This is a genomic window from Flavobacterium anhuiense (assembly GCF_900101855.1).
Classification (GTDB): Bacteria; Bacteroidota; Bacteroidia; order Flavobacteriales; family Flavobacteriaceae; genus Flavobacterium; species Flavobacterium anhuiense.
Genome location: NZ_FMVC01000009.1, coordinates 24340 through 45440, shown reverse-complemented (window position 1 = coordinate 45440; position 21101 = coordinate 24340). Strand labels below are relative to the sequence as shown.

The window sequence follows — 21101 nt, the reverse complement described above, 5'->3', positions numbered from 1 at the left end:
CAAAATTAAATCTCTCATTTTACTTAAAATGATCAATTCTATAGAAAATGAAAACGTTGTAGTTATTAAATATCTATTTAATAAAATTTTAACAATGATTTTTATCATGTATAAAGCTGATTTATAGAAGGATCTTTGATTCAAGTTAAAACAACATTCTTAGTACTAAAGAGAAACTGGCCTATTATTAACTTATTTTTTATAATACAAACATGACAAAAATGAAAACTAATACATTAAAACTTTTCGCCGTTGTAACAGCATTTTTAGGAATCAGCTCTTTTGCAACAGCACAAAAATCTTACACTTTAGATAGTAAATCAACTTTTTCTGTTGCGGGTACTTCGACGCTTCACGACTGGGAAATGAAATCAACTTCTGGAACTGGAACAGCAACTTTAAATATTGCTAACGGAAAACTAACAGACATCGACGCTTTGACAGTAACTCTTTTAGCAGAAAGTGTAAAAAGCGAGAAAAAAAGCATGGATAAAGTGGCTTACGAAACTTTGAAAACGGACAAAAACAAAAACATTAAATATGTTTTAAAATCTGCTGAAAAAGTAAATGAAACAACTTGGGAACTTACAGGAACTTACACCATTGCTGGAGTTAGCAAAGTTTACAAAACTTCTGTAAAAACAACGGTTACAAAAGAGGGTTTAAACCTTCAGGGAACCAACAAAATCACTTTTACAGATTTCGGAATGAAATCTCCAACAGCAATGCTTGGAACAATAAGAACAGGTCAAGACCTAACTATAAAATTCAATTTAAACTTTAATTTATAAACGCCATGAAGAAAATTTATATTCTATTCGTCACATTAATCAGCACATTTGCTGTTCAGGCACAGGTCAGTTTTGGAAACATGCAAAACCAAATCTCTAGAGGAAAAGACGGTATCAACGTTTTCGATGTACAAAAAGATACTAGAGAATTTAAAGGTCTTAGTATTGACCTTGGTGGTGCATTCAACATGGATTTCCAAGCAACAAATTCATTCAACGACCAGCCTAATAACATTACGACCACAACTACTACAGCTACGGGTACTACCACTAGATCAATTACAGGATATCGTTTAATGAATACTGAAAACAATTTTACTCTTCCTGCTGCTGATATGTATATTGGAGCTCAATTATTTGATGGAGTAAGAGTAAACTTAGATGTTTATTTAGCTTCTAGACATCACAATGATTCTTATGTAAAAGGTGGATACTTACAAATTGACAAGCTAGACTTCATCAAAAAAGACTTCTTGGCTGATTTTATGAAATATGCTACCATTAAAATTGGACAAATGGAGAACAATTTTGGTGACGCTCACTTTAGAGGTTCTGATAATGGTAATACAATCAGAAATGCATTTGTTGGAAACAACATCATGTATTCTTTCACTACAGAAATGGGTATGGAGGTTTACTACAACAGAAATGGATTGGTTAGCATGTTAGGTGTTACAAACGGTAATTTAAATCAAAGTAATGAACAAGTTTTTTATACTACTGGACCTAACACAAACACCACACATAGTCCTTCAATCTTAGCTAAATTGGGTTATGATAAACAGCTTAATGAAGATTTAAGAGTAAGATTGACTGGTTCTTATTACCATAATGCAAATCTTGGTAACGCAAACATATATGCAGCTAACAGATCAGGATTTGGTTATTGGGGTATATTGAATAATAACGCTTATAAAAATACTATTACGAAGACCGATGCTAATGGTACTGTTATTTCTACAACTACTTCTGATGTTCCTACTAGTTTCAGTAAAACATCTACTCCAGAGGCAACGTTCAACCCTAATTTCAAAAATTGGGCTACTACATATATGATTAACCCTTTTGTAAAATACAAAGGACTTGAATTCTTCGGAACAATCGAATTGGCTTCAGGGGGAGATAAAGCTGGAAGTGATGATAAACGTACTGCTAATCAATATGCTTCAGAACTTATTTACAGATTTGGAAACACTGAACAATTCTATATTGGAGGAAAATACAATACCGTATCTGGAAAATTATCGAATGCTGACGCTAAAAAGGTTACCGTAGATAAATTTGAAGCAAGCGCTGGCTGGTTTATGACTAAAAACATTTTAGCGAAATTAAACTACGTTAATCAAAAATATAAAGATTATTCACAATTTACTGGAGATCCTGCTACAGGAAATCTAAACAATTTTTATGGTGGTAAATTTGAAGGTTTAGTATTCGAAGCAACAATTGCATTCTAATATAAAAACAAATGAAAACAAGATTTTCAATCTTAATTATGGGTTTAGTAGTTTTCTTTTTCTTAGGAAGTGCTAAACCCACTTTTTTTCCAGAAGATACAGCTGTGGCAATAAATAAAATAAAAATAGAAATCACAGGTCTATCAACTGTGGGTAAATACAATTGCTCAAACACTTTTACTGTAAAGGATACTGTTTACGTAAATTCAATTAAAAAAAATACTTTTAATACCGACATCAAAATGTCAAACTTTGATTGTGGCAATAAAATAATGACGAAAGATTTACAAGGAACAGTAAAAGTGAAAAAATTCCCCAACAGCACAGTTTGCATAAGTGACATTAAGCCAATTGGAAAAAATTACAAATGCAGGTTAAATTTCTTCATAACTGATAAAACACTAAAATACAAAGACTTCATTCTATACAACACTGACGACAAAATTCAAGGAACTCTTAGTTTGAAATTCTCTGATATCGATTTGGAACCACCAGTAAAAATGGCTGGATTAATTAAAGTAAAAGACGATATTGTTATTAATTTCAGTTTATACAAAAACTAATATTTTTCTTCTAAAAAAATTAATGCTCAACATCATAATTTCAAAATTTTGGCACAAGAATTGTCTAGCTCTTAAAAGAAAAATAATCTTACAAAGAGCTCAATCATTTTAAAATTTGTAATTTTATTTTTCAGCCATTTAACCTTTAAGTTTTATCAACCTAAAAAAAATTGAAATTATGAAAAAACAAATTTTGAGTTTAGCTGTAATTGCTTTATTAGCATTCGCTGTTCAATCATGCGAGAAAAAAGAAAACAAACCTGCGGAAGACGAATTAACGCTTGGCAACAAGGTTGATTCTTTAACAACAGATATTAAAGAAGTAAAAGACAGCGCAGTAAGTAAAGCAGAAAGCGCTGCTACTAAAGCAAAAGATGCTACAGAAAATGCAGCAAACGATGTAAAAGATGCTACTAAAAAAGCGGCTAATGATGTAGAAGCAGCAGCTAAAAAAGGAGCTGAGAAAGTAGAAAATGCCGCAAAAGCTGCAAAAGACGGAACCGTAAAAACAGCTAAAGAAGTAAATGAAGCTTTGAAAAAATAAAATTCATAGTAATCCAAACAGAAGCCATTCGCAAAACGGATGGTTTTTTTTATGCCAATTCGCAAGCAGATATTTTTGTATTTTTGTCTTCAAATTACAAGATACTACAACATGCATTTTATATCTCAAGAATTAGAAGACTACATCGAACAGCATTCTGAAAACGAACCAGAATTATTGGCGAAACTAAATAAAGAAACCTATCAGAAAATACTCTTGCCAAGAATGCTAAGCGGACATTTTCAAGGCCGTGTTTTAAGTATGCTTTCAAAACTGATTCGACCGGTCAATATTCTCGAAATTGGAACGTATACGGGTTATGCTGCCTTGTGCCTATGTGAAGGAATGCAAGACAATGGGCAACTTCATACAATTGATATCAAAGAAGAATTAGTCGATTTTCAGCGAAAGTATTTTGACGCATCGCCTTGGGGAAAACAAATTTTTCAGCATTTAGGGGAAGCCGTAAACATTATTCCAGATTTAGACTTAAAATTTGATTTGGTTTTTATTGATGCAGATAAGGAAAATTACCTCAATTATTGGGAAATGATTGTTCCAAAAATGAATAAAGGAGGCATCATTTTATCAGATAATGTTTTATGGAGCGGAAAAATTCTGGAACCAGTACATCCAAATGATGTCAGTACAAAAGTGCTTTTAGAGTACAATCAGCTTTTAAAAGATGATCCTAGAGTAGAGACTGTTTTATTGCCAATTCGTGATGGATTGACGGTTAGTCGTGTTCTATAATTTTTTAAATTCTAAAGTTCTATTCAGATTTTAAACATTTTATAATGATTCACTCAAAACAAATTGATAGCGAAGGATTTTCAATAATTAATAATGTTTTTACAGAAAATGAAATTGAAAATCTAATTTCATTGATTGACAATAAAACCAAAAATGATTCTGATAATTCGACTTTTAGAAAATCTGAAGATTTGTTTGCCATTAGACAATTCCATAAAGAAGTTCCAGAAACTCTTCCTTTTATTTTTAATGAAAAGCTACAGAACATTATAGAGTCTATTTTCGGTAAAGGCTTTTTTATAACAAAATCAATTTATTTTGACAAACCAGAAAAATCAAATTGGTTTGTAGCCTATCATCAAGATTTAACGATTTCTGTTGATCAAAAAATTGAAATAGAAAATTTTGAAAACTGGACGGTAAAACAAAATCAATTTGCAGTTCAGCCACCTACAGAAATATTAGAAAACAATTTTACAATTAGAATTCATATTGACAAAACTACTAAAAACAATGGCGCTTTAAAAGTGATCAATAATTCACATTCAAAAGGAATTTTGCGAATTGAAAATCTTGATTTCGAAAAAGAAAAAGAAACAATTTGTGAAGTCGAAAAAGGTGGCATTATGATTATGAAACCGTTATTGTTTCACGCTTCCAATAAAACTACAAACAACGAACGCAGAAGAGTGATTCATATTGAATTTAGCAAACAACAGCTTCCAAATGGATTGGAATGGAGTGAAAAAACAATCTTGAATTAGTTTATGTAAAGATTCTGAGTTGCTAAGATACTAAGCTAAGGTTTTAAGTTTTTGAAACTATGTGAGTTTGCCTTCAACTTTAGTTGGAGATAATTGTTTTAAAAGCAAAAAAAGGCTTAGCCAAATACACAATTGTATTTTTTGGCTAAAGCCTTTTTATTTAACCTATAAAAAAACCTCCAGCTCTAGCTGGAGGCAATTTATAATAATATCTTTAAAACCTTAGTATCTTAGCATCTCAGAGCCTTAGCAACTTAGCATCTTAAAAACAAACTATCCCGGAAAATACTGCGGTTTTAGTTTTCTATAAACTAAATAAAGTAAAAATCCGAAAAGAGCTCCAAAGAAATATCCTGTAAGGATATCACCTGGATAATGCAATCCTAAATAAATTCGGCTGTAAGCAAAGATTAAAGGCCACAAAAACAGCAAACCAAAATATTTGAAATAGCGCTTTAGAATCAAAAATAAGAAAGTCGCAACCGCCATAGTATTAGCTGCATGCCCAGAGAAAAAGCTATATGATTTTCTAACTTGAACCACTCGAATGATGGAGTTTACTTCAGGATCATTACATGGTCGTAACCGCTGAAAAGTATGTTTGAACAAATTACAGGTCTGATCTGTAAAAGCAATTAAAACAGCTACAAAAAGTAATAAATACAGGGTTTGTTTTCCTCCAATTTTTTTATAAATAAGATAGAATAGCAATAAGAAAAATGGCGTCCAATACAGCTGATTGGTAATAATAAGCCATAATTTATCGTATGTTTCAGAACCTAATCCGTTAAGAAAGATTAAAAGATCTTTATCTAATTCCTGTATTTTTTCAAGCATTACATTTGGCGTTTTATAGGTCCAGAAAGAGTGTCAATATCTTCTTTTACTTTTTCGATTTCAGTGGCAGTATCTCCTAAAAGATTTCCTGTATCTCCAAGTAAATTCGATTTTGCATTATTAATTTCTGCATTGATATTTCCAGTAATATCATTCAGCGATTTAGAATCAAGACCATTTGCCTCTGCTCCTTTCTGAATTTCACTTTTAATATCATTGGTTGCATTTTTTAATTGAGCCATAGCTTTACCCATTGTACGTGCAATTTCTGGCACTTTATCTGAACCAAAAAGCATTAGTACTATAAACAGTATAAAAACTAATTCTCCTCCTCCTATACCAAACATAACTTTTAATTTTGTAGTGGCAAAGATATTAAATTTTGCAGCTTAGAGTTTTAAAATTAACTTAAAAAGTCCTTGAAAATGCATTTAATTAAAATAAAAAAGCTCATCAAGCATTTATAAACCTGATGAGCTTTTTATAAGTTTTTAATTTATTTAGTCAAATTTTGACTTTGTTTCTGCTTTTGGCCAAGAGTTATTGGTTACATCAATATCAGCCGTTAGCAATTGCGGGTCAATTTGAATACTCTTAATTGCTTTTGTTGTAGCATATACTTTTCTAGCCGTATCATTACTTTTTCTCCAGATTTGCGCTGGATATTTGTAATTATCTTTAGAACCATCTTCGTAAGTAATCTCAACTAAAATCGGCATAATCATTCCGCCTGGTTTGTTAAATTCTACTTCGTAGAAATACTTAGGAGATTTGATACTTGCTTTTTCTTCAGCTGTAAAAGTCTGATCTACATAATCTGCTAAAGGTTTGAAATCTTGCACTTTTAGAGCTTTTTTCTTAGAATCGCTCACTTCTGCATTATCTCCAGCGACTAAGTAAACAAAAGGTCCTTTTTCGAATCCAAAACGTCCTTTTCTAACCTTTACGTCTTTGATATCTGTAGTTGGAGTATCTGAAACGTAATATTGTTTTACGTCTTTAATTCCGATATCTACGAAATCTGTTGAGTAGAACCAACCTCTCCAGAACCAATCTAAATCTACTGCAGAAGCATCTTCCATTGTTCTAAAGAAATCTTCTGGAGTTGGATGCTTAAACTTCCATCTGTTTGCATACGTTCTGAATGCATGATCAAACAATTCTCTTCCCATAACTACTTCTCTTAAAATATTAAGACCTGTAGCTGGTTTTCCGTACGCATTATTCCCGAATTGGTGAATCGTTTCAGAGTTTGACATAATTGGCTCCAAGAACTTTTGATCACCGCTCATGTAAGGAACAATATTTTTTGCAGGTCCTCTTCTTGAAGGGAAATTTGAATCTAATTCCTGTTCAGCCAAATATTCTAAAAATGAATTCAAACCTTCATCCATCCAAGTCCATTGGCGCTCGTCAGAGTTTACAATCATTGGGAAGAAAGTGTGTCCAACTTCGTGGATAATAACACCAATCATTCCGTTTTTAACTTCTTTGCTAGTTACTCCATTTTCGTCAGGACGTCCATAATTCCAACAAATCATTGGATATTCCATACCTTGATCTTCTGCAGAAACTGAAACTGCTTTTGGATAAGGATAATCAAAAGTATGAGAAGAATAGCTTTTTAAAGTATGAGCCACAACCATTGTAGAAGTTTCTCCCCAAAGCGGGTTTGCTTCTTTTGGATAAACAGACTCTGCCATAACAGTTCTGTTTCCAATTTTCACAGCCATTGCATCGTAAATGAATTTTCTTGAAGAGGCAATTCCAAAATCACGAACATTTTTAGCGCTGAATTTCCAAGTTTTCTTCTTTTCAGAGAAACCTTTTTCAGCTGCTTCCGCTTCTGCCTGCGTTACAATAACTACAGGTTTATCAAATGACTTTTGTGCTTGTTCGTATCTTTTTACCTGTTCAGCTGTAAATACTTCGCTTCTGTTCATCAATTCTCCAGTTGCGTCGATTACGTGATCTGCAGGAACTGTAATGTTTACATCAAAGTTTCCGAAAGGAAGAGCAAACTCTCCGCTTCCCCAGAACTGCATGTTCTGCCATCCTTCAACATCATTGTAAACCGCCATTCTTGGGTAGAATTGAGCAATCACGTATAATTTATTGCCGTCTTTCTCGAATAATTCATATCCAGAACGACCGCCCTCTTTTCTGTAGTTATTGATATTGTACCACCATTTGATAGAGAATGAAATTTTTTCTCCTGGTTTTAAAGGCGAAGTCAAATTAATACGCATCATGGTTTCATTGATCGTATAAGACATTGGACTTCCTTTAGCGTCTTTAACTTGCTCAATATTAAAACCGCGCTCTAAATCTTTTTTCAAATATTTAGAAGAAAAACCATCAAGCGGTAAAACTTGACTAATTTTATCACTTTCTGCTAATGAAGTCTGCGTATTTGCTTTCGCTTGATTTTGATCTAATTGCACCCATAAATATTCCAGACTATCTGGTGAATTATTAGTATAGGTAATGGTTTCGGAACCGCTTAATTTTGAATTTTTATCGTCCAATTCAACATCGATTTTGTAATCTGCTTGTTGTTGGTAATAAGCAGGTCCTGGAGCTCCAGAAGCTGTACGAAACATATTTGGTGTCGCCAGTAAATCATACATTTGGCTAAACTTGTTTGTGTCGTACTTTCCTTGTTGTTTGGCAGGGGCTGTTACTGGTTTATCCTGCGCCACTAACATTGCAGGAAAAAGCAATAATAATGAAAGTTTTTTCATAAAAATTTAATGGTAATTTCTTTAGGCTGTGAAAATAGTAATTAAAACATTAATTTTATCAATACTTTAATATTTTAACAATTCTTTCCTTGAAGATTCTGTAAAAAGAACACTTCTTTTGGTATCAAATGCTGAAATATGTGTAATGTTTTGCTGTTCTGAGTTCCAATCAACTAAAATAGTATTTGAAATTTCAAGGGTTTTAAATTTATCTATATCCTTAATTCTTGAATAACAAACCAAAACATCATCAGTTTCGACTTCTTTAGATAAAAAAGTTATGTCTTTTTGCTGTCCATTTACTTTAATTGTAAAATGTTCAGATAGATATTTTTTTAATAATTCAACATCTGCCGGAGTTTCTTTGCTCGTACCCACAAATGTCTTTTTGTGATACTTCTTCTCCATTGCATTATTTAAATCATCAATAAAAATTCGGGAAGTAATCTGCAGCATCTTTTTTTCAGCAGCATAATTTACTTGAAAAACCCCTACATAAAATTTATGAAAAGCAAATGCCGAAGTCAATACAAACAAAACTCCTAGCAAAGGATAAATTATTCTTTTTTTCATTTTTGGGCAGCCTCAGCTTTCTTAAATTCTTTATTCTTATTAATCATGAAATCCATCAACTGGAATTTCTGATCTGGATCTACTAATTCTTTCGAATGCGGATCATTTGAGCAATACATCAAAAACAATTCTACTTCATCATCTTTAAGATTGAGTGTTTTAGAATAAAAATCTTTTGTAAAGTTATCTTTAGCATATTCTACAAAAGCAATATCCGTGATTTCCTCCTCTTTTACTTCTTCTTTTTTGCTCAAAAGTTTTTTGACATCTTTAAAGATGCGAACAAAATCAGTTCCGTATTTTATAGTTTGATCAGAAAGCATAGCATTATTTTTTGCGGTAGACTGTTTATCGTCTTCAAACTGCATATCGACGTATTTCTGAGAACCGCCTTGCAATGCTTTTACTTTTAATTCTTTATGAACCACAACTTCTTTAAGCTGATTGTTAACCAAATCAAGCTTTATTTTCAAAAGAACCTCAGCACAATCTTTCTCAGTCAAAACCACTTTTTTTGATTGAAATGTCAAGCCAGAAAATAACAAAGTATCTTTAGGTTGTGCCATGATATCAAACAAACCGCCAGAACCAATAAATGTTCTAACATTCGCATTAATATTCATTACATAACCACTTTCAATGGCTAAAAAATCGTTTACAACCTGACCGTGTAATGGTTTCCTGAAACCGTTTTGTCCTAATACAAATTGACAAAATAAGCAGACAACGAGTACTCCTAATTTATTTTTCATTTTCGAGAATTGTTAGATATTTTCTTGCTAGATCTGTGATTAAAAACATACTCATTGTTTTGTTTTTACTATTCAAAGATACAGCAAAATCAGCATCATCCACACAAAATAATTGAAATCCTTTAATATCATCGACAGGAATTTTCAATCTATCGGTATAATAATTCTCCTCAAAAAGATATTCTAGTTTTCTAAAAAGAGCTTCTTTTTTCTCTACATTAACTTCTTTTTTCAACATTGCAGTCCGTCCCGAAATCTTATTTAATAGTTTATCAATAGATGTTGAAGTCGCAGTATAAACTTTTCGTTCTGCTGGCGTGTATTTTTTTTGTCCGTACGGAATAATCCCAAGATTTTCGGCTGTTATATTAGCATTTTCATTAACAACCACCTCTTTCAGCTCCACTTCTTTTGCAGTCATTTTTACAACTAAAGAAGTATTAGCCAAATGTTCTTGAGCAATTCTAATCCTTACAGGATCTAAGTTTACAGCAGAAAAAACCAAAACATCTCCTTCCCGTACGGCAATAGAAAAATTACCATCAGAATCAGAAACAGCAGTTGCTTGAGTAGCATTATTTATAATATTTACTCCTTCAACAGGACTAGATTGCTCTTGCACTTTTCCCACTAAAAGTTTAACATCATTTTTTTGCCCAAAACTTATCTGAACAAAAAGAAGAACAATAATCGATATAATACTACTTATTCTCACCAGCAATCATTTCTTTATATTTTACAGCCAATTCTCCTAAAAGAAATTCTGTAGAAGTTTTATTTTTTGAATTCAAAATGGCAGTAAATTTGTCATTTTCCACAGCATAATATTCAAAGCCTTTTACATAATCTGCCGGAATTTTTAATCGATCGATAAAATGCTCCAGACTAAACATGTTTTCAAGAAGTTTCATAAAAAATTCTTTCTTCTCAACAGCAACCTCTTTCTTAAGCATCGCAGTTCTTCCCGAGAAAAAATTCAGCAGCGGATCTGCAGAAATAGAACCTCCAGCCATCATACCAGCATCTGCTGTAGCATTTAGCGCAGTCGCTGTCTGCAACTTACGCTCCGCTGCAGTGTATTTCTTTTGCCCCAAAGGCACTATCCCTAAACTTTCAGCATTAATATTATCGTATCGCTTTACAACAACCTCTTGCAGCTGATACATAACCATAGTAAGATTGACAGAAAAATTAAGATTTGAAAAATCTTCTTGTTTCAGCAAAACTCTTTTTTCTTTAAAACTTATTGAAGAGAAAACCAAAACATCATCTGCTTTTGCCAAGATCGAAAAAGATCCAGAAGCATCTGTTGTCACAGTTTCTTCTGTTTGCGCATTGATTACATAAATACCTTCCAAATCAGAGGTATTCGAAACCACTTTACCATTAAAAACAGAACGATCCTGATTTTGCGACCAGCAAACCTGACCTGCCACAACAATTAAAAAACAAGTAATTTTCTGAAACAAAATAAAATAATTTAAAAATATTCTTAAAACGGTAAAAATATCTTAAGTCACTCCAAATTTAATATTAACGACATGGTAAAAATATGTTAATTAAAATATTAAAAATTCAAACAAAAACAGAGTTTTTAATACCTTTAACAAACAAAATTTGAGTTTAAAAATCATGAAAAGCATTATCATTGCAAGCACTTCTACTTTGCACGGAGGCAACTACTTAGAATATCTTTTACCTACTTTAAAAACACATTTTAAAAATTGCAAAACAATTTTATTCATTCCTTATGCACGCCCAAGCGGTATTTCACACGATGAATATACTCAAAAAGCTTCGGAGGCTTTTAGCACAATCAATATCAATGTTAAAGGAATTCATGAATTTGAGAATCCACAAGATGCAATAAAAAATGCTGAGGGAATTTTTACGGGAGGAGGCAATACTTTTTTACTGGTTACTCAGCTTTATAAAAACAATATTATGCAACTGCTTTCTGAAACTGTAAAAAACGGCACTCCTTATCTAGGCTCAAGTGCAGGAAGCAATATTTGCGGTTTGTCAATGCAGACTACTAACGACATGCCTATTATTTATCCACCGAGTTTTCAAACTTTAGGATTAATCCCTTTTAACTTAAATCCGCATTACCTAGATGCTGACTTACAATCTAAGCACATGGGAGAAACTCGCGAAACAAGAATCAAAGAATTTCATGCTTTCAATTCAATTCCAGTTTTAGGCTTAAGAGAAGGAAGCTGGCTAGAAGTTAAAGGAGAAAAAATTACTTTGAAAGGAGATCTAAAAGCTCGTTTGTTCAGACAAAACCAAGCCCCAATCGAACTAGAACCGGAAAGCGATTTGAGCGATTTGAAATAAAATCCCAATTTTTAAATTCCAAATTCCAAAATAAAAAAGTAACTAAATGTGAAAATTGGGATTTGGAATTTAAAAATATTAGAATTTACATTTTGTTCAAAAAAAAAGCCTCAAACAATGTTTGAGGCTTTTGAAGAGCGAAAGACGAGGCTCGAACTCGCGACAACCAGCTTGGAAGGCTGGAGCTCTACCAACTGAGCTACTTTCGCATTAACCGGGTGCAAAACTAAAAAATTTAATTTTTAAAACAAAATAAAAATCAAAAAATTTATTTTCACATAAGTAAAACGTGTTTACTTTTTAGAGCGAAAGACGAGGCTCGAACTCGCGACAACCAGCTTGGAAGGCTGGAGCTCTACCAACTGAGCTACTTTCGCATTGGTTGTGCAAATATAAAAAGAAAGTTCAGTTCAAAACAAGCTTTTGGACAAAAAAAATCAATAAAAATCGACATTTTTTTATAACTTATTTAAAATTAAAAAGTTATAAAAGCAATATTTTTTCAAAAAATCATGATACAACCAGAGAAATTCAATCAAAAGAAACTTATGCCGTTTGTCAAACTATTTCAAGAAAAGGAAAACCTATAGAAAGTTGCGTCTTTAAAGGAGACGATCTAGAATCTACCCGTCATTTTGGTTTATTTGAGGATAAAAAATTTAACAGGAATTATTTCGTTATTTGAAAAAATCAACCCTATATTTGCCGCTCAAAATCAAGCTCAGATTCGAGGGATGGCTGTTTTGGAACCCATCAAAAGATGAATACCAAATACTTGGTGAAACATTTGAGATTAAAGATGTTGAAGAACATATTTGATGTTTAAAAAATTATAAAATGAAAAAACTTTACTCATTAGTAGTAATATGCCTTTTTCTGGGCTGTAAAAAAGAAGACCCGAAACCCGCACCTATTGTCAAAAAAAAGGTGCCAGCAATTATACTTACTGACGAGAGAACAGTTGAAATAGACACAGCATTAATAGGAACTTATAAAAATGAAACCTTAAAACAGTTTTACGCCGCATCTGAGAATCAAACCGTATGGGGAAATCTTAAAAAGAGGACTTTTGTTTTATCGCAATTAGAAAAATCTGAAGAACTTGGCTTAGAACCAGAAGATTATAAAATATCTCAACTAAAAAAATTCGAAAGTAAAGTCGCTTCGTTAAACGATAAAGATTTAGCTAAGTATGATATTTTGCTGACTTTTAATTTTGAAAAATTTCTAAACCATATCTATAAAGGAAAGCTAGATCCTAAGAAATTGTATACCAATTGGGATTTGGACGAAAAAGAATTTGATGTGAATTCTGTTTTAATTAAAGGATTCAACAAAAATAAATTAGACAGTATTGTCGAAAATATTCAGCCTAAAACACAAACTTATAAAGAGTTACTAAAAGCACTGGAAATCATCAATACTTTTCCAGAGGACAATATAAACACCATTGAAGCAACTGATAAAATTGTTTTAAACGATACCAATCCCGCTTTAACAAACATTAAAAAAAGGCTCTTGTATTGGAATGATATGTCAGGAAAAGACAGCCTTAACAATATTTACAACCACAAAACTTTTGAAGCAGTTAAAAGATTCCAAGAAAGGCACGGTTTAGCTTCTGACGGAATTATCGGAGCTGGAACTATTCGGGCTTTAAACTATTCTAAAGAAGATAGAAAAAAACAGATTATTGCCAATTTAGAGCGTTGGAGATGGTATCCGTCAGAATTGGCTGAAAATTATTTCATTATAAATATTCCAGATTACAGCTTAAATGTTGTTGAAAATAAGGACACAACTTTAGTTAGAAATATTGTGGTTGGAACAAGCAAAAGAAGAACACCTATTATTACTTCTTTTTTAAAAACGGTTGTTTTTAATCCGACTTGGACCGTTCCTCCGACAATTTTAAAAGAAGATGTGGTTCCGGCTATGAAAAGAAATCGAAATTATCTAGCCAATAAAAACATTACTATTTATGATACTGCTGGAAAGGTAGTCTCTCCAATGGCTTGGAATGAAAACAAACCAAACAATTATCGTTATGTACAAAGTCCTGGTTATGATAATTCGTTAGGACTAATGAAAATTTTATTTCCAAATCACCATAGTGTTTATTTACACGATACCAATCACCGCAATATTTTTGGACGCAACAACCGTTCTATGAGTTCTGGATGTGTTCGTGTCGAAAACCCACTTGAACTTGCCCAACATATATTAGATGTTGACGGAAACTGGCCACAAGATAGAATTGACACTATTATTGCGAGTAAAACCACAATGAGTTTCAAGATTACCAAAAAATATGCTTTGTATCAGTGGTATTGGACAGCATGGAGCAAAAAAAATCAGCTCATTTTTAGAGCTGATATTTATGATTTAGATTCGGATTTATATAAGCAATTAAGAAATTAGCCTTTCTTCCATCGCAAAATTCCTTGAAGGATGGTAGATATACAAACACGATTTATCTTTTATTAATTGAATAATTTCGTTTGTCAATTCAACTGGAACTGCTGGACAGCCTTGGCTTCTGCCTAATCTTTTATGATTTCTTATAAAAGATTCAGACACATAATCTGCACCATGCATTACAACGCCTCTTTCACGAGCATTGTCATTTACGCCATTCTCTAAACCATCTAAACGCAATGAAGCACCATGTTTTCCTTGATAAATTTCACCAGTTGCATAAAAACCTAAACTGCTTTTAAATGATGAATTGAGATTTGAAAATGCTGAAGCAAATTCTTCACCAGTATTTCTACCGTGAGCTACAAGCGAATTAAACAAAATGGTATTGCTAGTTAGATCAATCACCCACAAACGTTTAGTGTTTGATGACAAACTGAAATCAATTAAGGTTAAGATATTTTTCTTGATCACTCCTCTTTCTTTCAACAAATAAAATCCTTTTAAAGCTTCTGAGAAAGTTTTAAGCTCAGGCATTTTAAAGTTGTTTGAATTTAATGAGTTATAAACGCTTTCGATTTTAGAATCTACTGTAACTTTTTCGACTTTAGCAATCGACTTTACAATGGCATTTTTTTTAAGATCGGCTGTGTTTTTTGAATCTTTTCCAAAAGACAATAGCAAAAACACAAATAACGGATAAATTTTGTAAATCATTGAATTTCTTTAGGTTAAACAAAAAATTTGGGTATCGCAAAAATATAAAAAAATCACGCCTCGCAAAATATAAGCCTGATTTTCAAGGCTTTTTTACTGAAATTTTAACATTATTAACACAAATTTGCTTTTTCTGTAAGATTTTATCTTCTGTTAAAAATCACAAGATTTTAAGCCATTTCTTAAAAAAAGTAAAACAAAAATGAACAATCTAGAAACCTAAACTGTAACAAGTAGAACAAAATTGAGTCTATTGCTACTATAAAAAAATATATTTGCACTTTATTCCGCATCAAAAAACCAATGAAAAAAATCACATTCTTCTGTTTTCTACTATTCTCTATGTGGAGTTATGCCCAAAAAAAGTCAATTCAGGCGCAAGTAACTTCACATACCATATCTATTGACGGAAAACTAGATGAATCTGCATGGGAAAGTGTACCAGTTGCTACTGACTTTATCATGCTCGAACCAGACAACGGAAAAGCTATTCCATATGAAAAACGAACTGAAGTTAAAGTCATATATAATAATGATGCGGTTTATATTGGCGCGATGATGTATGATGACGAACCTTCAAAAATTTTAAAGGAAATCTCTCAGCGAGATAATTTTGGAACCGCAGATCTATTTGGTGTTTTTATAAATGGTTTTAATGACGGCCAGCAAGATTTTATGTTTTATGTATCTGCAGCCGATGTTCAAGGCGATTGCATTATGACCGATGCAAATGGCGAAGATTATTCTTGGGATGCCGTCTGGATCAGTAAAGCAGCTATAGCAGATAACGGATGGATTGTTGAGATGAAAATTCCGTACTCGGCACTGCGTTTTTCTGGAGAAAATAAACAAATCTGGGGAATCAACTTTTTCAGGGAAATTAAACGTGACCGTTATAAATATACTTGGAATTTTGTTGACAGAAAGATTGGAACCTTTACACAACAGGCCGGAACTCTGGAAGGAATTCAAAACATTAAACCTCCTACTCGACTGTTTTTTATGCCTTATGCATCGTATTATCTAAATGCCGCCGACGGACAAAAAACATATGGAACAATTAAAGGAGGAATGGATATTAAATATGGTATAACTGATGCTTTTACAATTGATGCCATTTTAATTCCAGATTTTGGACAGACAAAATATGACGATCAGATTTTAAACCTCGGGCCTTTTGAACAGCAATTTAATGAAAATAGAGCCTTTTTTACGGAAGGAACAGATTTGTTCAGCAAAGGAAATATATTTTATTCCCGAAGAATTGGAGGCGCACCATCCATAGATCCTTCATTAAATGAAAACGAAGAAATTACAGAATTACCCGCAGCTGTAAATTTGGTTAATGCCTTAAAATTATCAGGGAGAACAAAAAACGGACTTGGAATTGGTGTTTTAAATGCCGTTACAGAAAAAACTTTTGCTACCATAAAAAATACTGAAAGCGGAGAAACAAGACGTGTAATTGTAGAACCGCTCACCAATTATAATGTTTTGGTTTTAGACCAGCGTTTCAGGAAAAATTCGTCGGTTACTTTTATTAATACAAATGTTAGCCGCAACGGACATTCTAGAGACGCCAACGTAACAGGTCTGGCTTGGGATTTAAACACAAAAGCCAATACTTATAGTCTATTCGGAAATGTAAAATACAGTTTAATAAATGACATCAAAGATAAAAGCGGTGTTTTTTCGACAATAACTTTGGCCGAAACGAGCGGAAATTATAGATATAGCGTAGGTTCTGATTTTGTAACTAAAGATTACGACCCTAATGATCTGGGCATTAATTTCTATACGAATTATTACAACTTTTATGGAAATGCAAATTACAGAATTCTAAATCCGACGAAAAAATTCAATACGTTTAGAATTAACTATAATATGTATACCGAATTCAATAAAGAATCTGGAAAATTACAAGACAATAATATTAATGCGAATTTAAATTTAACAACAGTAAAAAATAATTATTACGGAACTGGCATTACTTTTTACCCATTAGAAATTAATGATTATTATGAACCGCGCGCAGAAAACAGATATGTAACAATTCCGAGAAAAATAGAAACTTGGGGTAGTATTTCAACCAATTACAACCACAAATTTGCAATTGATCTCAATGGAACTTTTAATGTGTTTGATGAATCTGATCGTATTACATACGGATTTGATATTGGTCCAAGATATCGTTTCAGCGATAAATTATTGCTGACTTATTTCTTTAGTTATATTAGAAAAAACAATAACAAAGGCTATATCGATCAGGTTGATGGCGATGACAATAAAGCCACTCCAAATGATATTGTTTTTGCTAATAGAAATGTAATTACCTATTCCAACACTTTAGGAGGCAAATATGCTATAAATAGCGCCATGACTATAAATCTCGCTGTCCGCCAATATTGGTCTTATGCTGATAATAAAGACATTCTGGCTTTAAATTCGAATGGAGACCTTAGTCCGTATCCACAATATACTACCAATAAAAATTCAAGCTTTTATTCTTGGAACGCCGATTTGTCTTATTCTTGGTGGTTCGCGCCAGGAAGCCAGATTTCTGCTTTATACAGAAACAATGCCTCTAATTTTGAACGAGTTATTGATAAAGATTTCAGACACAATGTAGCAGGACTATTAAACAATGATGCCTTAAAACATATCTTTTCTGTTAGCGTAAAATACTTTATTGACTACAATGCTGTCAAAAATAAGATCAGAAAAAGAGCTTAGCGTGAATTAATTTTAAAAAATAAAGGCTTCTTCAATTAAATCAATATTTTTTTTTATAGTTCATTTTATTAAATATAAATGTAACATTCCTCAGGTTTCAAACTTTAGAAATGCCTTATATTTGTAGAAAACAAAAATGCAATGAACAAAAAAGTTATCCTTATGATTTTGGATGGTTGGGGAAAATCTCCTGACCCTAAAGTATCTGCAATAGACAATGCAAATGTTCCTTTTATAAACAGTCTTTATAAAAATTACCCAAGCGCACAGCTTAGAACTGACGGATTAAATGTTGGTCTTCCGGAAGGGCAAATGGGAAATAGCGAGGTTGGACACATGAATCTAGGCGCAGGAAGAATTGTATACCAAGATTTAGCCAAAATAAATTTAGCTGTAGAACACAAAACTTTAGCAAAAGAGCAAGTTTTAATTGACGCTTTTACATATGCTAAAGACAACAATAAAAAAGTACACTTTTTAGGATTAGTTTCAGATGGTGGTGTTCACTCACATACTTCTCACCTTCGCGGATTAATTGATGCTTCACAAGAATACGGTTTAGATCAGGTTTATGTTCACGCTTTTACAGACGGACGTGACGTTGATCCGAAATCCGGAGCAAAATATATCCACGATTTAGAAGAATATATTAAAAATACTCCTGTAAAAATCGCTTCTATCGTTGGACGTTACTACGCAATGGATCGCGACAAACGTTGGGAACGAGTAAAATTAGCTTACGACTTAGTTGTAAACGGTGTTGGAACTCCATCAACAAATGCTGTTGCAAGTGTTTTGTCTAGCTACGAAAAAGATGTCACTGACGAATTTATCGAACCTGTAGTTATCGTGGACGAAAATGCAAAACCTCTTGCCACTATTGTTGAAGGCGATGTTGTAATCTTCTTTAACTTTAGAACTGACAGAGGGCGTGAACTTACTGAAGCCCTTTCTCAGCAAGATTTCCATGAGCAGAACATGCACAAACTAAACCTATATTATGTAACATTGACAAACTACGACGAAACGTACCAAAACGTAAAAGTAGTTTACAATAAAGATAATATCACCGAAACTCTTGGTGAGGTTTTAGAAAAAGCAGGCAAAAAACAAATCAGAATCGCTGAAACTGAGAAATATCCTCACGTAACTTTCTTCTTCTCTGGAGGTAGAGAAACTCCTTTTGAAGGTGAAGAAAGAATCTTAAGAAACTCTCCAAAAGTGGCAACTTATGATTTGAAACCAGAAATGAGCGCTTACGAATTGGCTGACGCTCTTGTTCCTGAATTGAATAAAGGTGAAGTTGATTTCGTTTGCTTAAACTTCGCAAACGGAGATATGGTTGGTCACACAGGAATTATGGAAGCGGCAATTAAAGCTTGTGAAGCGGTTGACGCTTGCGCAAAAAAAGTAATCGACGCTGCGCTTGCTAACGATTACACTACAATCGTAATTGCTGACCACGGAAACTGTGAAACGATGATCAATCCTGATGGTTCTCCAAATACAGCGCACACGACAAACCCAGTGCCGATTATTTTAGTTGACAAACAGCTGAAAAGCATTCAAGATGGTGTTTTAGGCGACATTGCTCCAACTATTTTAGAATTGATGGGAATTCAGCAGCCAAATGCAATGACTTGTCATTCATTATTATAGAAAATATTTTTCTTCATAAAAAAGAGGCAAATTTTAAAAATTTGCCTCTTTTTTTACGCCTGTTTTTGTCATTTCGACGAAGGAGAAATCTCCGCGAGAAACTCTACAAAGATTGACTTCTCGTTGTGGAGCTACTTGTGGAGATTTCTCCTTCGTCGAAATGACAAGATTGCGCTTCTCAAATAATAAAATAATGATAAATCTGCTCAACGCCATAAATCACAAGTCCAATCACTCCTCCAACCAAAGTTCCGTTGATTCTGATATATTGAAGATCCTTTCCTATTTCTAATTCCAGCTTTTCAGAAACTTCTTTTCCATCCCAGCTTTTTACGGTTGACGAAATCAAATCTCCAATTACTTTTTTGTTGTTTAAAAGCATCGAAAGTAAATCGTTTTTAATAAAACCATTTATTTTGTCAATCATAATAGGGTCTTCTTTAATTCCATTTCCAAAAGTCTGAATCAATCCTGCAATATTATTTTTAATTGAAGAATCATCACCTTTATTTAAATCATTGGTAATCGACGATTTAATTTCATCCCAAATGCTATTGATATAATCCTGCACTTCTTTTTTTCCCACAAAACCCAAAATCACATCGTTAATTTTAACCCTCATTTCTTCTGAGTTTTTTACTTTTTCCAAGAAATTAAAAATGTACTCGTCAATTTTTAAGCGCACCGCACTTTCTGGCTTTTTAGCTTCATTTAGAAAGTCCTGCAAACCATTAAAAACCCCTTCTGTAATACTTTTATCAGCCAATCCAAAGCTTAGAAGCGGAGTCGAAGCTTTAACTTTTTGTCTAATTAAATCTTTATTATTAGTCAATTCGGTGCTCATAACTTCCAAAAGATTCGTTAGCATCTGATTTTTCAAATTACCTTTTTGCAAAGGTTCTAATGCCAGCGCCACCCAATCTCCAAAATTTATTCCTTCAATTTTTGCCGCAAACTGAACCTGAATAAACCTTCTGACATCTTCATCCTTTATCGTTCGTAAAATTCCCGGAATTACATTTACAGCAACTGCATTGGCAATTTTATTTGCATTTTCTTCTTTCGAAAGCCAATCTGAAGCTTTAGTTGCAAAATTGAATTCGTCTAATTTTATTTCTAATTTTTCTCTATCTAAAAACTCTTCAGATACAAAATTTCCTAAGTTCTCTCCAATTTCATTTTTCTTAGTCGGAATAATTGCCGTATGCCAAATCGGTATTCCCATTGGATGGCGAAATAATGCCACGACAGCAAACCAATCGGCGATTCCGCCCACCATCGCGGCTTCACTAAAAGCCTGAAGCATCGGAATTTTAAAGTAAATAGCAATTATAAATAACAACACTGCGACGCCCAAAAGCCCCAAAGCATTTCGCTTCATTTTCTTCAGCGCTTTTACTTTGGCAATATCTCGATTTATAATAGTTTCCATAATTATAAGCGTTTGTATTACTAA

19 protein-coding genes and 2 tRNA genes are annotated in these 21101 nt (G+C 32.9%); 10 read left to right on the top strand and 11 right to left on the bottom strand.

Going from position 1 to position 21101, the window contains the following annotated elements; translation table 11 throughout:
- The first annotated feature begins 221 nt into the window (after positions 1-221).
- The 6 genes from BLP44_RS20660 to BLP44_RS20635 all read left to right on the top strand — a co-directional run bounded on the left by BLP44_RS20660 (position 222) and on the right by BLP44_RS20635 (position 4872).
- Positions 222-791, top strand: a complete 570-nt coding sequence (locus BLP44_RS20660; protein ID WP_237718555.1) for a YceI family protein — start codon at positions 222-224, stop codon at positions 789-791.
- Between the two features lie 5 nt (positions 792-796).
- Positions 797-2248, top strand: coding sequence for a hypothetical protein (locus BLP44_RS20655; RefSeq protein WP_091135765.1), 1452 nt, complete (start codon positions 797-799; stop codon positions 2246-2248).
- An 11-nt stretch (positions 2249-2259) separates the two neighbouring features.
- A complete protein-coding gene (locus BLP44_RS20650; RefSeq protein WP_066032707.1) occupies positions 2260-2811 on the top strand; it encodes a hypothetical protein in 552 nt (183 codons plus the stop codon).
- Positions 2812-2989: 178 nt separating this feature from the next.
- Positions 2990-3355 (top strand): hypothetical protein, encoded by a 366-nt coding sequence (locus BLP44_RS20645; RefSeq protein WP_008467188.1) that lies wholly within the window; start codon positions 2990-2992, stop codon positions 3353-3355.
- A gap of 111 nt (positions 3356-3466) precedes the next feature.
- Positions 3467-4108, top strand: a complete 642-nt coding sequence (locus BLP44_RS20640; protein ID WP_091135761.1) for an O-methyltransferase — start codon at positions 3467-3469, stop codon at positions 4106-4108.
- A 44-nt stretch (positions 4109-4152) separates the two neighbouring features.
- Positions 4153-4872: a phytanoyl-CoA dioxygenase family protein gene (locus BLP44_RS20635; protein ID WP_008467190.1), complete on the top strand. Its 720-nt coding sequence runs from the start codon at positions 4153-4155 to the stop codon at positions 4870-4872.
- A 273-nt stretch (positions 4873-5145) separates the two neighbouring features.
- Here the strand turns inward: BLP44_RS20635 and BLP44_RS20630 are convergent, their stop codons facing one another.
- From BLP44_RS20630 to BLP44_RS20600, 7 genes are all read right to left on the bottom strand, one after another.
- Positions 5146-5709: a phosphatase PAP2 family protein gene (locus BLP44_RS20630; RefSeq protein WP_008467192.1), complete on the bottom strand. Its 564-nt coding sequence runs from the start codon at positions 5707-5709 to the stop codon at positions 5146-5148.
- Positions 5709-6056 carry a Sec-independent protein translocase subunit TatA/TatB gene (locus BLP44_RS20625; protein ID WP_008467194.1) on the bottom strand — a complete coding sequence of 116 codons (348 nt, stop codon included), beginning with the start codon at positions 6054-6056 and terminating at the stop codon, positions 5709-5711. Before BLP44_RS20625 ends, BLP44_RS20630 begins: the two co-directional genes overlap by 1 nt.
- Before the next feature lie 153 nt (positions 6057-6209).
- Positions 6210-8453 carry a M1 family metallopeptidase gene (locus BLP44_RS20620; protein WP_091135758.1) on the bottom strand — a complete coding sequence of 748 codons (2244 nt, stop codon included), beginning with the start codon at positions 8451-8453 and terminating at the stop codon, positions 6210-6212.
- A gap of 66 nt (positions 8454-8519) precedes the next feature.
- Positions 8520-9026, bottom strand: a complete 507-nt coding sequence (locus tag BLP44_RS20615; protein ID WP_091135755.1) for a DUF6702 family protein — start codon at positions 9024-9026, stop codon at positions 8520-8522.
- Positions 9023-9778: a BamP family beta-barrel-assembly machinery protein gene (locus BLP44_RS20610; protein ID WP_066032712.1), complete on the bottom strand. Its 756-nt coding sequence runs from the start codon at positions 9776-9778 to the stop codon at positions 9023-9025. Before BLP44_RS20610 ends, BLP44_RS20615 begins: the two co-directional genes overlap by 4 nt.
- Positions 9768-10409, bottom strand: a complete 642-nt coding sequence (locus BLP44_RS20605; protein ID WP_236940417.1) for a carboxypeptidase-like regulatory domain-containing protein — start codon at positions 10407-10409, stop codon at positions 9768-9770. Before BLP44_RS20605 ends, BLP44_RS20610 begins: the two co-directional genes overlap by 11 nt.
- Positions 10410-10479: 70 nt before the next feature.
- On the bottom strand, positions 10480-11247 hold the full coding sequence (locus BLP44_RS20600; RefSeq protein ID WP_008467203.1) for a carboxypeptidase-like regulatory domain-containing protein: 768 nt from the start codon (positions 11245-11247) through the stop codon (positions 10480-10482).
- Positions 11248-11410: 163 nt separating this feature from the next.
- Between BLP44_RS20600 and pepE the strand changes: the two genes are divergently transcribed.
- Positions 11411-12118: a dipeptidase PepE gene (gene pepE, locus BLP44_RS20595; protein ID WP_091135752.1), complete on the top strand. Its 708-nt coding sequence runs from the start codon at positions 11411-11413 to the stop codon at positions 12116-12118.
- Between the two features lie 136 nt (positions 12119-12254).
- Here the strand turns inward: pepE and BLP44_RS20590 are convergent.
- Positions 12255-12327, bottom strand: a tRNA-Gly gene (locus BLP44_RS20590).
- Between the two features lie 95 nt (positions 12328-12422).
- A tRNA-Gly gene (locus tag BLP44_RS20585) sits at positions 12423-12495 on the bottom strand.
- Positions 12496-12955: 460 nt separating this feature from the next.
- Here BLP44_RS20585 and BLP44_RS20575 point away from each other — a divergent pair.
- On the top strand, positions 12956-14539 hold the full coding sequence (locus BLP44_RS20575; RefSeq protein WP_008467208.1) for a L,D-transpeptidase family protein: 1584 nt from the start codon (positions 12956-12958) through the stop codon (positions 14537-14539).
- Here BLP44_RS20575 and BLP44_RS20570 read toward each other — a convergent pair.
- On the bottom strand, positions 14528-15253 hold the full coding sequence (locus BLP44_RS20570; RefSeq protein WP_066032717.1) for a murein L,D-transpeptidase catalytic domain family protein: 726 nt from the start codon (positions 15251-15253) through the stop codon (positions 14528-14530). The genes BLP44_RS20575 and BLP44_RS20570 overlap by 12 nt on opposite strands.
- A 303-nt stretch (positions 15254-15556) precedes the next feature.
- Here BLP44_RS20570 and BLP44_RS20565 point away from each other — a divergent pair, with 303 nt between their 5' ends.
- Positions 15557-17986, top strand: coding sequence for a DUF5916 domain-containing protein (locus BLP44_RS20565; protein ID WP_091135744.1), 2430 nt, complete (start codon positions 15557-15559; stop codon positions 17984-17986).
- A 141-nt stretch (positions 17987-18127) separates the two neighbouring features.
- Positions 18128-19645 (top strand): 2,3-bisphosphoglycerate-independent phosphoglycerate mutase, encoded by a 1518-nt coding sequence (gene gpmI / locus BLP44_RS20560; protein ID WP_066032719.1) that lies wholly within the window; start codon positions 18128-18130, stop codon positions 19643-19645.
- 178 nt (positions 19646-19823) lie between these two features.
- Here gpmI and BLP44_RS20555 read toward each other — a convergent pair whose 3' ends face one another.
- A complete protein-coding gene (locus BLP44_RS20555) occupies positions 19824-21077 on the bottom strand; it encodes a DUF445 domain-containing protein (protein ID WP_008467217.1) in 1254 nt (417 codons plus the stop codon).
- Positions 21078-21101 lie beyond the last annotated feature (24 nt).

Excerpts from the sequence above, each read along its gene's own strand:
- BLP44_RS20650 (WP_066032707.1), top strand. The coding sequence starts at position 2,260 with ATGAAAACAAGATTTTCAATCTTAATTATGGGTTTAGTAGTTTTCTTT.
- BLP44_RS20555 (WP_008467217.1), bottom strand. The coding sequence starts at position 21,077 with ATGGAAACTATTATAAATCGAGATATTGCCAAAGTAAAAGCGCTGAAG.
- BLP44_RS20655 (WP_091135765.1), top strand. The coding sequence starts at position 797 with ATGAAGAAAATTTATATTCTATTCGTCACATTAATCAGCACATTTGCT.
- BLP44_RS20660 (WP_237718555.1), top strand. The coding sequence starts at position 222 with ATGAAAACTAATACATTAAAACTTTTCGCCGTTGTAACAGCATTTTTA.
- BLP44_RS20635 (WP_008467190.1), top strand. The coding sequence starts at position 4,153 with ATGATTCACTCAAAACAAATTGATAGCGAAGGATTTTCAATAATTAAT.
- gpmI (WP_066032719.1), top strand. The coding sequence starts at position 18,128 with ATGAACAAAAAAGTTATCCTTATGATTTTGGATGGTTGGGGAAAATCT.
- BLP44_RS20610 (WP_066032712.1), bottom strand. The coding sequence starts at position 9,778 with ATGAAAAATAAATTAGGAGTACTCGTTGTCTGCTTATTTTGTCAATTT.
- BLP44_RS20615 (WP_091135755.1), bottom strand. The coding sequence starts at position 9,026 with ATGAAAAAAAGAATAATTTATCCTTTGCTAGGAGTTTTGTTTGTATTG.
- BLP44_RS20570 (WP_066032717.1), bottom strand. The coding sequence starts at position 15,253 with ATGATTTACAAAATTTATCCGTTATTTGTGTTTTTGCTATTGTCTTTT.
- pepE (WP_091135752.1), top strand. The coding sequence starts at position 11,411 with ATGAAAAGCATTATCATTGCAAGCACTTCTACTTTGCACGGAGGCAAC.
- BLP44_RS20625 (WP_008467194.1), bottom strand. The coding sequence starts at position 6,056 with ATGTTTGGTATAGGAGGAGGAGAATTAGTTTTTATACTGTTTATAGTA.
- BLP44_RS20620 (WP_091135758.1), bottom strand. The coding sequence starts at position 8,453 with ATGAAAAAACTTTCATTATTATTGCTTTTTCCTGCAATGTTAGTGGCG.
- BLP44_RS20640 (WP_091135761.1), top strand. The coding sequence starts at position 3,467 with ATGCATTTTATATCTCAAGAATTAGAAGACTACATCGAACAGCATTCT.
- BLP44_RS20565 (WP_091135744.1), top strand. The coding sequence starts at position 15,557 with ATGAAAAAAATCACATTCTTCTGTTTTCTACTATTCTCTATGTGGAGT.
- BLP44_RS20575 (WP_008467208.1), top strand. The coding sequence starts at position 12,956 with ATGAAAAAACTTTACTCATTAGTAGTAATATGCCTTTTTCTGGGCTGT.
- BLP44_RS20630 (WP_008467192.1), bottom strand. The coding sequence starts at position 5,709 with ATGCTTGAAAAAATACAGGAATTAGATAAAGATCTTTTAATCTTTCTT.
- BLP44_RS20645 (WP_008467188.1), top strand. The coding sequence starts at position 2,990 with ATGAAAAAACAAATTTTGAGTTTAGCTGTAATTGCTTTATTAGCATTC.